Raw genomic sequence first — 13,893 nt, 5'->3', positions numbered from 1 at the left:
GCTTAGTGGTTGGAAAGAGAAAAAGGCTTTTTATGAGTTTAAACATACACGCTCAACGCATACTTATTTTGGATTTTGGCTCGCAATACACACAGTTGATAGCACGTCGTGTTCGCGAAATTGGCGTTTACTGTGAGCTTTGGGCTTGGGATGTGACCGAAGAGCAGATCCGCGAATTTAATCCGCAGGGAATTATCTTGTCAGGCGGCCCCGAGTCGGTAACCGAAGAAGGCTCACCGCGCGCACCTGATTACGTATTTGAAGCCGGCGTGCCTGTACTTGGGGTGTGCTATGGCATGCAAACCATGGCTCAACAGCTAGGTGGCGGTGTGCTAGGTTCAGACAAGCGAGAATTTGGTTATGCACAAGTAGAAGTGATTAAGCCAAGTCCGCTGCTCGATAAAATTGAAGATGCTATTGGCGATAATGGAGCCGCGCTTTTAGATGTGTGGATGAGCCATGGCGATAAAGTGGCTGCAATTCCAGAGGGCTTTGAAACCATTGCGCAAACCGCTTCATGTCCGCATGCAGCAATGTATAACGCAGAAAAACAATTCTACGGCGTACAGTTTCACCCAGAAGTCACTCACACCCGCCAGGGAATGCGTTTACTTACTCAGTTTGTCATGGACATCTGTAAGTGTGAGAAGCTTTGGACTGCTGGCGCTATCATCGATGATGCTATTGAGCGCATTAAGCAGAAAGTAGGTGATGAAAAAGTCATTCTTGGGCTTTCAGGTGGCGTTGATTCGTCAGTGACCGCTATGTTGCTTCACCGTGCAATCGGAAAAAACCTTACCTGCGTATTTGTAGATAACGGTCTTTTGCGTTTAAACGAAGCTGACCAAGTGATGGAGATGTTTGGCGACCACTTCGGTTTAAACATTATCCGTATTGACGCCGAAACTCGTTTCTTAGACCGTCTTAAAGGCATTGAAGACCCAGAGCTTAAGCGTAAAGCCATCGGTAATGAATTCGTTCGCGTATTCGATGAAGAGGCTAGCAAACTTGAAAATGCGAAGTGGCTAGCTCAGGGTACTATCTATCCAGACGTGATCGAGTCAGCGGGCTCAGCAACGGGTAAAGCCCACGTCATCAAATCTCACCATAACGTAGGTGGTCTTCCAGAGGATATGGAGCTTGGTCTTGTTGAGCCACTGCGCGAACTATTTAAAGACGAAGTGCGCAAAATTGGTCTAGAGCTAGGCTTGCCTTACGACATGCTCTACCGTCACCCATTCCCAGGTCCAGGCCTAGGTGTGCGCGTACTCGGCGAAATTAAGAAAGAGTACTGCGATTTACTTCGTCGTGCTGATGCTATTTTTATTGAAGAGCTATACGCCGCAGACCTTTACCAGAAAGTAAGCCAAGCGTTTACCGTATTTCTTCCCGTGCGCTCCGTTGGCGTAATGGGTGATGCCCGTAAATACGACTGGGTTGTAAGCCTTCGTGCAGTAGAGACCATCGACTTTATGACGGCTCATTGGGCACATTTGCCATACGACTTCCTAGGTAAAGTGTCGAACCGCATTATCAATGAAATCGACGGCATCAGCCGTGTCGTTTACGATATTTCTGGTAAGCCGCCTGCTACGATTGAGTGGGAATAGGTCGTTAGAAGACTCTGTCTATCAAATGATAATTTTAAAAGAGCCTGCGGGCTCTTTTTTTATGCCGACACAGACGTTGAAATCATCTATGCGGACTGGTATCACCTATGGTATGACAATAAATATAAACGTATTTTTATTTATACCTTCATTGTCACTTAAGCGTCATAAAAATATCATTTAATGGCACCGTCCTTCTTCAAAATTATACTAAAGGTTAAGCCGTGTTCAATTACACAAGCATCAGCCGCCTGGTCATGACGCCGGTCCTCGCCAGCTTTTTTATTCTCGTGTTACTCAACGGAGCGTCTATCCTCAAGTCGTTTTCCCTACTTAATTCTTTCGACGAACTAGAAAACACCCTTGTTCAGTCAGAGCGAGACGTAAATACCACATTAAGTACATTTAAAACTCAGGTGCAAGAGTGGAAAAATGTATTGCTTCGCGGCTACAAAAAAGATGACAGAGAAAAATACTGGGAGCGATTCAAACAGCGAGAAGCCGATATTACCCGTCAGTTTGATTTAATGTTATCGAGTGATGTGATAAGCGATAGCGTTAAGTCGGACATTCGAGAGTTTCAAAAGGCCCACGGGGTCATGGCTGAAAAATACCGCGAGGGGTACAACATATTCGTTAACTCAGGGTTTGATCCGAAAGTTGGAGATAGCGTTGTACGAGGTATTGATAGAGAACCGGCAAAGCTTCTTTCAGGTATTGCGTCACAAATAGCGGCGGATTCAGCCAGTGCGATAGCCGAGCTGAAAGCAAACACCCGAACGATGCTTTGGATCATATTATTGGCGGCCATTACGCTGTCTGTGTTCTCTGTTGTGTATGTTATTGCTCGTCTGCGTTCTCAAGTTATTAAACCCACTAAACAGGTCGCAGCGTGTATATCAAATCTAGCTAACAGCCGTTATGACTATGATCTAACCTATTCCAGCAATCATGAATTAGGCATGTTGGCAGAATCTGCAAGGGCATTGCAATACAAATTGAAAGACTCGGTTGCGCAACTTCAACAAGCCGAACGAGAAATGGATAAAGCATTCGGTACTCTAGGCAACGTAAGCCAGTCGATCATGGACGGGGCAAACGGACAACGAGATGCGTCACGCTCTCTTGATAGCAGCACAGGTAAGCTTCGAGAAATCGTGCAAAACTTAGTGGCCATTACCGATCAAGTGGCGGTGGCAACCAATAATTCTGAGAAGAACGTTGCAACGTGTTATGCAACCTTTGAAAGCGCAAACGCAGGTTTTAAGCAGCTTGCCAAAACGGTTACAGCGTCGAGTAACATCGTGCTAGAGCTGCAAGCGCGCAGCACGAATATTTTAAAAGTAGTGAATGTGATCAACGAAATTGCCGATCAAACAAACCTGCTTGCGCTCAACGCAGCAATCGAAGCGGCAAGGGCAGGGGAGCACGGGCGAGGGTTTGCTGTGGTAGCTGATGAAGTTCGTGCCCTTGCAGCGAAAACGCAGCAGTCGACGAAAGAAATAAACGATATATTGGGCAGCTTTGAGGCGGAAGCAAAAGGTGCTGTTACCGCGATGGCTTCAGGCAAACAGTTGTCTGATAATAACGCGGCAGAGGCGGCAGCTGCCCTTCAGACACTGAATGACGTTGTGAAAGATATTCAAGAAACTGCCAGCGTTGTTGTTGCTTTAAACGATGCGGCTGACGAGCAAGAAATGGTGCTTCATCATGTTGAGTCGATTATCAGCAAAGTGGTTGCGTCATCAGAAAAATACCATCAGCTGGCGCAGCGCGACGATATGTCTCGTTCTATGAAAAGTATGTCAGATAACGTGGAAAAAGTGGTGAATAGTTTGACCCGCTAATCGTGCTTTGTCAGTATTAACATTAACTTTGGAACAATGTTATTGAGGGATAAGAGGCAAAAGGAGCGTGATGAACGGTGCCTCTTTTCTTTTGTTCCATGATAAATGTATTGAATAAGTAGTACTGATAATAATGACCACGCCCCTTGTTTTTCACCCAATATACAGTCAGCTAGACCTTCCCGAGCGTCACCGCTTTCCCATTGAAAAATATGTGGGTATTCGCGATGAATTGGTAAAACGCGGTGTGGATAAGCGACGTTTTGTTACCCCATCACCTGTTGATGTATCCTTTCTCAATGCCTATTATGACCCGGAATATGTCGAAGCGCTGACTACCGGGGCGCTAGATAAGAAAGCCATGCGCCGAATTGGTTTTCCTTGGTCTCAGCAGCTGATTGAACGCACACGCACAGCTGTCTCTGGTACCTGTCTAACTGCATCACTTGCATTAGAGAATGGCAAAGCCCTAAACCTCACCGGCGGTTACCATCATGCTTTTGCAGACTTTGGTTCCGGTTTTTGTTTATTCAATGACTTATACCTTGCCGCCAAAACCATGCAGAAAAATGCCTCTATCGATAATGTACTTATCGTCGACTTAGATGTCCATCAAGGCGACGGTACGGCGAAGCTTGCTGAAAATGACGCAGATATCTTCACCTTATCGATTCACGGAGAAAAAAACTTTCCACATAGAAAACAGCATTCGAACATCGACATTGGTCTTGCCAAAGGTACAGAAGACGATGAGTACTTACAAACCCTTGAAGAGGCCCTGACGCTGGCACTGCGACAATTTCAGCCCGATGCCATCATCTATGATGCAGGCGTTGATGTGCACGTGAACGACGATTTAGGGCATCTGCATATTTCTACCCAGGGGGTGTATGAAAGAGATAAGCAGGTCTTCGCGCTAGCCGAGCGTCTAGGCGTCCCTATTGCTGCCGTTATCGGGGGAGGGTATCAGCGTGACATTGCCGCGCTGGTGGATGTGCATATTCAACTGTATCGCGCGGCGGGCGTGATTAATTAAGCAAACGGTTATATAAATTCGAGACAACGCTTTTGTCACTCAGAAGTTTGTATATCATCTTTAGAAAAATAGTTGAACACAACAAATAAAAAATACCGATGGTGTCGAACTTCATTCCATTTAAAATTATAAAAATTAATCAAGAAAGGTTGGCGCGTTTAAGTAGACAACTTTTTATAGTGTATAGTTTAATCATTTAGAAGTCACAAAACCTTTAACAGAGGCCTGTTAAAACAGGCCCTCTTTATTTAATCGACCTCTATCCTACACTTTACACTTTTGAGGATATTCTTCTGCGAAGATATAATGAAATCGACGTAATCAGCATGAAAACAAATGATGGCGGCTCTGGAACAGTTTGTGTTTCAGTACGTAGTTTTTCGATAATACCAGTTTGAAAAGCATTAAAGTCAGAAGCTTCTATTAAAAATGCACCATTACCACCAATTACATTATTACTAAAATAGTTAGCAATATTGGTACCGCCTATCGCAATTCCATTTATAGTCATGCCGTTATTCACTGCATTATCACGAGCGGCTTGATCTAAACTAGCAGAACTTAAACCGTCACCTGATACGTCAATAATTGTGCCTTTGGTAGCGTCTAACCCATTGTTAAGAAGAAGATCAACCGCGCGATTAACGCCTCTGTAGATGCTGGTACCCCCACTACCTGGACGTACGAAGTTGCTTAGTAGATTGGCAAAAGCTAAGGCATCTGCTTCACTTTTCAATACACTAAAAGCATCCAACGATGTAGTATAGAAGTTAGAAGCAAAAAATATAGCATTTACCGCAATCCCATGAGTCGAGTTTTCGATATTTGAAATTACGCTACTATTCCTAAATGCATTTGCGTAACCATCCATTTGTAAATTATATTCAGTGGTGTCGACGCTCCCAGAAACATCAATTACTAAAGAAAGTTCTATATCAATTAATGCGGCTTGCGTTGGTGCGATCAAAGATACTGCTATGGCTAACGTTGCGAAAGCCTTTGAAATGATTGATGTCATAATAAGTCCCTCTGTTCCTTGTATTAAATACTACTTATGAAAATTACTGATGTATTTGTTAGTTGTGAGCATATAAGGAATATTTACTCGAACGCGACAATGCAAAACAAGAGCCAAAAATATTCGTTTTATTTTTCAGTCTCTTAGGAGATAGCTGGAAGTGGTTGTAAAAATAATAGACAGCTATTTCTATTAGCTCAAAAGGGTTTAAGTGATGGCACAAACTGACATTACAGCCTGTAACGGATGTTGAGTTTGACTTCAAAGCTTTGTGACTAATTTCAGTAGCTAAACAGTCACTAGTAGGCGCATAATTGATGATAGAGATGCAAAATAGATCTATATAAGACACAATTCTGATACAAAGTTAATAGTCAACCATTCGATAGAATTCTAACTAGCAATACAGTCTCGTTTGCGGCTTGCTCCGCTTATATTGCGCTTAAGTCTCAGTTGAAGAAATCTGAGGTGGTTCAATTGAATTGACCTGTCCAGGTATGGATATTATAACCCCTTAGCTGGAGAGAATAGATGCTCGCAAGAAAAAAGTACACGAAAGAATTCAAGTTAGATGCTGTGAGCCTTATTGACGATTACCCAAAGGTCATGGGTTTATTGGTAGTATTAGTTGCGAAGGTGATTGCTGGGATAAAGCCGTTGTAGAAAGCTTCTTTGGCAGCTTGAAACAAGAGCGTGTGCAGTGGCGGCATTATCAGACTCACCAAAATATATTAGATTACATCACGGTCTTTTATAACCCGGTGCACCTGCATTCGTACTTGGGGTATAAAAGCCCAAATCAATATGAATTAGATGCAAGAAATGAGAGAAAAGTAGCTTAACTGGGTTGGTCGATTTGGCTTGACCACGTCACTCCCGAAAAGTTTAAGCAATGTTTATAGTTCAAATCAACGCGGATATCTTCACGGTTGACAATCATATGAGTGCGCTAATAACTGTATCGAATGCGGGACCGGGGGAGTCTTTTAACACTTCGTCTAAGCACTTCTTGAGGCTGTTTGGTAACTAATCGACTAGTCCTTCATTCATTTACCTGGTAGAGGCGTAATAAATGGCGAGCCGTTCAGTGGCGCTGTCACACGCTCATCAGTCTATCGTATTGAAAGTCTGAAAAATAAACTCTATATAATGTCAGATCAGTGACACTGCGTTTAAGTTTTTGTTTACCTCAACGAGAAGCTTTAACTCAAGACGCCCGTCAGACTCGGGTATACAATACTTGTTTTTCAGGCGTAAAGTGTTTCCCTTAAAATCGCCATTGGTCTAATATCGCGGCAATACTGTGACCTGTTTAATGCAGAACTCATATTGTTTACTTAAAAGTGTTTTAACGATCATGATAACTCCTTCCAACGTCCTTTTTCATACCCTACTTTAATCAAGTTTTGACTTTTTTGGGGAATGGCCATAAGAAATCGGTTATTTAATTCGATCTTGTTGAGAATAAGCTTTGTTATTCGCGGAAAAAGTCTGAAGTTTTGGAAGCTGGTTGCAATTTTCACATCACAGCTGTCTAACACCCAAAAAACTTTCCGCATGAAAGGCTAAACTAAGGTAACGACATATGGGTGACCATTGTTTTACGACAGTTTACTTATTCAGATTCTTAACGACAAACCATGCCTTACAAAAAGAGTAATTGAAATCCGATACCGATACGCTCCTGCGAGCGATTGTAATCGATGAGCGAGTCGCCATAACCGTTAAAGTACTGTAAAAGCACTTCGTATCGGTCAGAGATTGGATACGTTAAATCTAGCTGAATACTGCCGCGGTTTTCATCAAAATCGAGGTTATTCCTCAATAGCGCGAGCATTTTGAAAGCGCCGATTTTTCGTCCATACCCAAACTCCATACGACCGTAATAATCCTCAATATCTGGGTTGTCGTCACCGGTGGGATCTAACGGATCTTCTTTTTCGTCTTCAGGAATGCGATACCAGGTTTTAAGATAATAAATATCGTCGTTGTCACTAAAGACAATAGAGGCGAAAAGACGATTCCAGCTCCTAGATTTTAGGCCGCTTTGTCCGTTGGACATATGATTGAAACCCACCTGAAAAGTATTAAATTTGTACCCTAGTACAGAATAATCCGCGGTTTCCTGCCAAAAAATTTCTGGCTCATAGTTCGTTTCGCGAAAAGGTTTAGACGCTTCGCTGTTATAGAGTTGCCAAAACGACGTCAGCGTAAAGCCAAAATAGACGCCATCGAACCCCGTATCTTCCAAGTAAAGAGGGAGCTTAGCACTGACCTGAAACTTTGCTTCTCTGTTATCGACGTTTTCATCCGTTAAGTCATCGTTTCCGGTAGTATTAGGATTAGAAACGTAAGTAATAGGCAGTAGGTAATTTTGTCGATGTTGCGTAATGGCAAACACGTTATCGAGCGCTTCCTTATCACCTTCAAGCCGATCATCTAATGCACTCTCAGTAATGGTATCACGCTTAATAATGTCGATGACTTCGATGCTATTTTCGTCCTGGGACGCTTCTTCGGCTCCGCTTTGAGCAGCTGACTCTTGTTCATTGCTTTCCATGCTTTGGGGTTGAGCACTATCTCTATCTGATGATGTTGCTTGTCCAAACACACTCGCACTCGCAGCAAATGCAGCCATAAATACAAAAGGCTTTAACACTGACACCTTAAATTCTCCGTAACGTGGGGTTATTGTTGTGCTTAACTGAAGTCCAGTGTTTGGCCTTCGGAAGATGCAAATACGTGTAAAGTAGACTCTGCCACTGTGACATACTCATTACAATGTTTTACAACATCATCTATATCGTCATCTGTGCGTTCTGGATCATGACTATATAGCGCTAATTTTTTTGCATTGGATGCCAAAGCGAGTTTGACCGCTTCTTCAGCCACTGAGTGACCCCAACCGTTTTTCGCGGGCATGTCAGACAACATATACTGCGCATCGTGAATGAGCAAATCTGCATGGTCGGCAAATTTTGCGAATTCGATAAAGTCAGTTTCCTTTTTGTAGGGGGGATAGAGTTCGTTATCTGTTATGTACGCAATCTTCACTCCATCTGCTTCTACGCAATATGCGCTGCCGCTTCCCGGGTGATTCATTGCCAGTCTTGAAATTTTCGCGCTGCCGATGACAAAGGCATTTTCTGTTTTCGGAATATCAATAAGTGAGATGTTCGCTCTAAGCGCACTTCTTGGTACGGGAAATAGTGATCCTTCCATTTGTCTCAAAATCTGGTCAGGTTCCTCAAAGATAGTTTGACCAGGATAGATATTTATTTCACGCGCTGCTTGATAGATAGGGGGGAAAAACGGGAAACCCTGTATGTGGTCCCAATGATTATGGCTCAGCAAAAGGTGAATAGGGGAGGTCTTTTTAGCTAAGTGTTCGCCAAGAAGGCGAATACCTGTGCCTGAATCGAGGACGATATCCGTACCGTCCTCAAGTTCGATATGAACGCATGCCGTATTTCCGCCATAGCGAACGAAAGCTGCTCCCGGAGTGGGTATAGACCCTCTTACGCCATAGAATGTTAACCGCATACGCCCTCTTTGATTTTACTTTTGGGGCAAGTTCAATTGTTAGAGTGCGGCCACAAAGTCCTTTGCTGCGCTGAGGTCTAATAACTGCTTCTCGCCAGTACGTCTATTTTTATACTCAACCTGTTGATTATCTAGGTTTCTTTCACCAATAACAATACTATGAGGTATGCCAATTAATTCCATGTCATTGAACATAACACCTGGGCGCTCCTTTCTATCATCAAACAACACCTCTATCCCTAGCGCAACCAGCTCTGCATAAAGGGCCTCTGCCGCTTCTTTAATTCGGTGAGACTTATGCATATTCATCGGTATTACTGCAATTTTAAACGGTGCAATAGGATCTGGCCACTTTATGCCAAATTTATCGTGATTTTGTTCGATAGCTGCGGCCACGATGCGCGATACGCCGATACCGTAACAGCCCATAGTAAGCGTCTGATGTTTACCAGATTCGCTCAAAACACCGCAGTTCATGGCTTCGGAGTATTTTCTGCCCAACTGGAAAATATGGCCTACTTCAATACCTCGTTTAATATCAAGGGTACCTTTGCCATCCGGAGACGCATCTCCCGCAACTACGTTGCGAATATCGACACCGGTTATATCTTCAGGCCAGTTTGAATTTGTGTTCACCTTACCACCCACGCCTGCACCCGTTGCGAAATCTGCAAGCGCTGCCGCACTGGCATCAACATACACTGGGATGGGTAGGTTGGTGGCATCAGCAAACAGAGGGGAAACGCCGAGTATGTCTTTTGCTTGTTCAAACGATGCTTCAACAAGTGGTGCAGCAACTCCGTCTAACTTTTCTGCTTTTACGTCATTTAACTCATGATCCGCACGCAGCACGAGCGCTACCCACTTATCAGATACTATCTCTTCACCCTTGTCGTTAAGTTCGTTAGCGGCTTTAACCACGATAACTTTAACCGCATTTGATGGTTCAGCTTCGACGCTTTTTAAAATCCCGTTGAAATCTTTGCCTTTGGCATCTTTGGTTTCAACGGCGGCGCCAGAGGGGGTCGCTTTTTCGGGCGCAACGGCTGCGGCCATCTCGACGTTTGCAGCGTAATCACTGTCAGTTGAGAAAGCAATGTCGTCCTCGCCTGATGCAGCCAGTACGTGGAACTCGTGAGAATGGTTACCACCAATGGCACCTGAGTCCGCGATCACTGCTCTAAAGTCCAAGCCCATACGGGAAAAAATAGCGCAGTAAGCGTCATACATCTTCTGATACGTTTCTTCTAGACAGCTATCTTCTAGGTGGAAGCTGTATGCATCTTTCATGGTAAACTCGCGACCACGCATGATGCCAAACCGTGGACGAACTTCGTCACGGAATTTCGTTTGCACTTGGTATAGGTTTAACGGAAGTTGCTTGTAGCTGCTGATTTCATTACGGACAAGTGCCGTTATCACTTCTTCGTGAGTTGGGCCTAAAACAAAATCACGCTGGTGACGGTCTTTGATGCGAAGTAGCTCAGGACCATACTCTTTCCAGCGTCCAGATTCTTCCCATAGATCGGCAGGTTGAACAACAGGCATAAGCACTTCGATTGCGCCTGCTTTGTCCATTTCCTCACGAACGATATTCGCTACTTTATTAAGGACACGAAGACCTGATGGCAGCCAAGTATACAGACCTGAAGCGAGCTTTCTGATCATGCCAGCTCTTAACATAAGCTGGTGGCTAATAACCTCTGCGTCTGCAGGTGTTTCTTTCTGCGTGGCAAGCAAATATTGACTAGTGCGCATGTAAAGCAGGTATCCTGTTATAAATGTATTGATGACCATGGAAGTGACGGGCTCTCGCAAACCGCAATTTAAAAAGCGGCGAACTGCGTTTCTAAGCGCCAAGGCGTCACACGATTGGACGTATTCTAATTAACTGTGAATCATTTCGCCACAGACGGTTGACAGTATTCGTGTAATTATCCTAAGTGAACAAGTTCGGTAACCATCACGACAGCATTTTTTACCTCAAAACCTACGTCAATATCGTAAAGCGTAACGCGATAGGTTTTTGCATCATTATCGAGTTGCTGTTTGTAGGCGGGACGAGGGTCTTGGGCTAGTACTGCAATAACCAGTGCTGAAAAATCGCGATGTCTTTGTTCAATTTCCGCTCGCTTTTTTGATAGGCTTGGGGCGAAAAAAACGTCTCGATGAGGGATTGGGTTAATCTCATCAAGTGTGTCGCTTGCACCAGAAATACTATCGGCATACGAAATGTAGGGCTTAATATCAATTAAGGGGGTGCCGTCGACCAAGTCTACACCCGCGACATTAAGCTTAATTCTGTCACCTTCTATGGTTACACCTTCATTTGCCACGACGGACATGCCTATGCCATTAGGTCTATGAGTACTTCGACTCGCAAAAACGCCTATTTTTGCATTACCACCTAATCTGGGCGCTTTTACGGTGCTTTTCCATCCACGCTCAATATTTTTATGAAATACGAATAGAAGCCACAAGTGACTATAGTTTTCGATACCTTTTAACATATTGGCGTCGTTGAAACCTTCTTCGAAGGTAATAACCCCCTTTGCGTTGGCCAAATTCGGCTGTCGAGGAATCGCAAACTTTTGCTTAAAAGGTGTTTCGATCGTACCAATGCACGATATTTCAAACGAATTAGCGAGGTTCACGCGTAATACCTACTGATGTTGGAATGTATCGGTTTGTCATATATCTCTCACTATTGGTATGCATATCGATGCTCATCATTATCGCTTGGACAATTCATGTTCCCTATGCTCGAAATGAAGAAGCCATAGCCTATGTTCCCTTCGCGTAATTTGACGCTTGTGGCTGAACAAAGCGGGGGTTTCGTTTTGTATTCGAAAAAAGTGGCTCGCATAGTTCGTATTACCGCATGGGCAATCAACTTAGGTAGTTTATGATGTGGGTGTATCTTTCTTTAGTTCTTTTAACACATTTTCGAAATAAGGACAGCCAAGTGCCTGTGCTTTCGCTACATTGTGACTAAAGATCTTCTCTGCATCCTCTTCTTTTTTCATCAAGCGTGTTATGTCAGCCTCGCGAATCAAATGTAAAAGGGGATAGGGAGAGCGATTAGTATAGTTTTCGGCGTCATTTGCGTCTGCTCCTTCAAACAGGTAGTTCGGATGAAAGCTCGCAAGTTGATAAATGCCACTGTATCCCCAGTCATGCAGCATGTTATCGGCAATGGCTAATACATCAAGATATTCTTCAAAGTCAGCAATCGTGGGATGAGTGAGTGCAATAAGTGTGGTAGCGGTTGTTTCAAATTCATCTAAATGATGTAGTTCATCGTAAAGCGACTGGATGATATCACCGGTATCACCTGACACAACCGTACACCTAATTCCATTTGGCGTTCTTACATAGCGGGCGAAAGGACAAAAGTTGTGTTTTATCACAATGTCATCAACCCATTTAAGCGTTGCGTCAACAACGTGAGTGTTAATGAGCGATGTGTTGGATTCGGCCATAGTGAATTCTAAATTTAGGTGAGTATCGAAAGCGAAAGAGGACGGAAGTAATAAGGCAGAACCGATAATTTCTGCCTTATATCATAGCGAGACTCTATATCTATTATGAGTGATACTTCACATAGGCTTCTAGAGTATTTTCAATAAGGCTAGCTACTGTCATTGGCCCTACACCACCAGGAACTGGCGTTATCCAACCTGCTCTTTCTTTGGCTTTTTCAAAGTCTACATCGCCCACAAGGGAGCCGTCGTTTAATCTATTGATACCCACATCTATAACAATAGCCCCGGGTTTCACCCATTCGCCTGGTATGAAGTTCGGCTTGCCGACAGCAACAACTAATAGATCAGCCCGTTGTACATGGCTCTTCAGGTCTTGCGTAAATTTATGGCAGGTGGTAACCGTGCAGCCTGCCAGAAGTAGCTCTAAACTCATCGGACGGCCCACAATGTTTGACGCACCAACAATGACAGCGTCTAAACCTTTCACTGGGCGCTTAGTGGACTCTATCATTGTCATGATGCCTTTGGGCGTGCAAGGGCGTAATGCAGGAATACGCTGTGCTAAGCGTCCGATATTGTAGGGGTGAAAACCATCTACATCTTTATGCGGATGGATGCGCTCAAGCACTTTTTCGGCATTCAATCCCGCAGGAAGCGGTAACTGCACTAATATACCATCTATCTCTTTATCTTCATTCAGTTGGTCGACCAAATTCAGTAATGTCTCTTCAGTCGTGTCTGATGGCAAGTCAAAGGAACGCGAGACAAAACCAACTTCGTCACATGCTTTTCGCTTATTTGACACATAAACTTGTGAAGCTGCATCGCTGCCGACGAGGACAACGGCGAGTCCAGGCTGTCTTTTACCCGCCTGGGTCAGTGATTCAACGTAGGAAGTAACATGTTGGCGAACTTGTTTGGCAATAAGTTTGCCGTCAATAAGATGAGCGGTCATAGTCGTGTACGATTCTTATATGGTTGGATGGTCAACAAGTGCCCTATATTGTTTCACAAAATGGGGTTAATACTCTAGTAAATATTAGCGCATAGCGATTGCAACCACGTTGACAGCGCTCACTAAATAAAATTACTTCTTCAGTCAGCTATTAGAAAGTTACGCTATACCTCACTTAGCATTGCGTTTTCTTTTCGCTAAACACCCTTTAAATAGGGTAAATCCGCGTCGAGAAGAACATCACAGACTCGTTAAATTGCTCAAAAAAACATGAGAATGGATGCTTTGTGAGCGGTTGAAGATTTTATTTTAAAAAGTGTTTGACGAGGTGGGGGGATGTCAGTAATATTCGCACCCCGTAACGGCACAGAGGCTTATGTCTCGGGGTCGATGCGACAG

At 43.9% G+C, this 13,893-nt stretch carries 11 protein-coding genes and 1 pseudogene; 5 read left to right on the top strand and 7 right to left on the bottom strand.

Annotated elements, in window-relative coordinates; translation table 11 throughout:
• Positions 1 to 32 precede the first annotated feature (32 nt).
• The 3 genes from guaA (at position 33) to GVO63_RS00045 (ending at position 4,493) form a co-directional block, all read left to right on the top strand.
• Positions 33 to 1,610 carry a glutamine-hydrolyzing GMP synthase gene (gene guaA / locus GVO63_RS00055; RefSeq protein ID WP_159495422.1) on the top strand — a complete coding sequence of 526 codons (1,578 nt, stop codon included), beginning with the start codon at positions 33 to 35 and terminating at the stop codon, positions 1,608 to 1,610.
• A gap of 224 nt (positions 1,611 to 1,834) precedes the next feature.
• Positions 1,835 to 3,457: a methyl-accepting chemotaxis protein gene (locus GVO63_RS00050; RefSeq protein WP_159577646.1), complete on the top strand. Its 1,623-nt coding sequence runs from the start codon at positions 1,835 to 1,837 to the stop codon at positions 3,455 to 3,457.
• Between the two features lie 133 nt (positions 3,458 to 3,590).
• Positions 3,591 to 4,493 (top strand): histone deacetylase, encoded by a 903-nt coding sequence (locus tag GVO63_RS00045; protein ID WP_159577645.1) that lies wholly within the window; start codon positions 3,591 to 3,593, stop codon positions 4,491 to 4,493.
• 271 nt (positions 4,494 to 4,764) lie between these two features.
• On the opposite strand, the gene GVO63_RS00040 is transcribed toward GVO63_RS00045, so the two are convergent.
• Positions 4,765 to 5,511 carry a DUF1194 domain-containing protein gene (locus tag GVO63_RS00040; RefSeq protein WP_159577644.1) on the bottom strand — a complete coding sequence of 249 codons (747 nt, stop codon included), beginning with the start codon at positions 5,509 to 5,511 and terminating at the stop codon, positions 4,765 to 4,767.
• A gap of 531 nt (positions 5,512 to 6,042) precedes the next feature.
• Here GVO63_RS00040 and GVO63_RS19730 point away from each other — a divergent pair.
• Positions 6,043 to 6,174 carry a hypothetical protein gene (locus tag GVO63_RS19730; RefSeq protein WP_268891590.1) on the top strand — a complete coding sequence of 44 codons (132 nt, stop codon included), beginning with the start codon at positions 6,043 to 6,045 and terminating at the stop codon, positions 6,172 to 6,174.
• Positions 6,117 to 6,353: pseudogene (locus tag GVO63_RS00035) on the top strand (IS3 family transposase); the annotation flags it as partial. The gene GVO63_RS19730 and the pseudogene GVO63_RS00035, both read left to right, overlap by 58 nt.
• An 803-nt stretch (positions 6,354 to 7,156) precedes the next feature.
• On the opposite strand, the gene GVO63_RS00030 reads toward GVO63_RS00035, so the two are convergent.
• The 6 genes from GVO63_RS00030 to folD form a co-directional block, all read right to left on the bottom strand.
• Positions 7,157 to 8,176 (bottom strand): phospholipase A, encoded by a 1,020-nt coding sequence (locus GVO63_RS00030; RefSeq protein WP_159577643.1) that lies wholly within the window; start codon positions 8,174 to 8,176, stop codon positions 7,157 to 7,159.
• A gap of 35 nt (positions 8,177 to 8,211) precedes the next feature.
• Positions 8,212 to 9,054 (bottom strand): MBL fold metallo-hydrolase, encoded by an 843-nt coding sequence (locus GVO63_RS00025; RefSeq protein ID WP_159577642.1) that lies wholly within the window; start codon positions 9,052 to 9,054, stop codon positions 8,212 to 8,214.
• 39 nt (positions 9,055 to 9,093) lie between these two features.
• Complete coding sequence (locus GVO63_RS00020) at positions 9,094 to 10,812, bottom strand: proline--tRNA ligase (RefSeq protein ID WP_159577641.1); 1,719 nt, start codon at positions 10,810 to 10,812, stop codon at positions 9,094 to 9,096.
• Between the two features lie 176 nt (positions 10,813 to 10,988).
• The gene (gene tsaA / locus GVO63_RS00015; RefSeq protein ID WP_159577640.1) at positions 10,989 to 11,708 is read right to left on the bottom strand and encodes a tRNA (N6-threonylcarbamoyladenosine(37)-N6)-methyltransferase TrmO; all 720 of its coding nucleotides are present in this window, start codon (positions 11,706 to 11,708) and stop codon (positions 10,989 to 10,991) included.
• A 249-nt stretch (positions 11,709 to 11,957) separates the two neighbouring features.
• Entirely contained in the window at positions 11,958 to 12,536 is a 579-nt protein-coding gene (locus tag GVO63_RS00010) for a DUF1415 domain-containing protein (protein ID WP_159495428.1), read from the bottom strand.
• Positions 12,537 to 12,639: 103 nt separating this feature from the next.
• Positions 12,640 to 13,494 carry a bifunctional methylenetetrahydrofolate dehydrogenase/methenyltetrahydrofolate cyclohydrolase FolD gene (folD, locus tag GVO63_RS00005; protein WP_159577639.1) on the bottom strand — a complete coding sequence of 285 codons (855 nt, stop codon included), beginning with the start codon at positions 13,492 to 13,494 and terminating at the stop codon, positions 12,640 to 12,642.
• Positions 13,495 to 13,893: the final 399 nt, after the last annotated feature.

The sequence above is a fragment of the Alteromonas sp. KUL106 genome (assembly GCF_009811415.1).
Taxonomy (GTDB): domain Bacteria; phylum Pseudomonadota; class Gammaproteobacteria; order Enterobacterales; family Alteromonadaceae; genus Alteromonas.
This window is presented reverse-complemented; position numbering and strand designations above follow the sequence as displayed.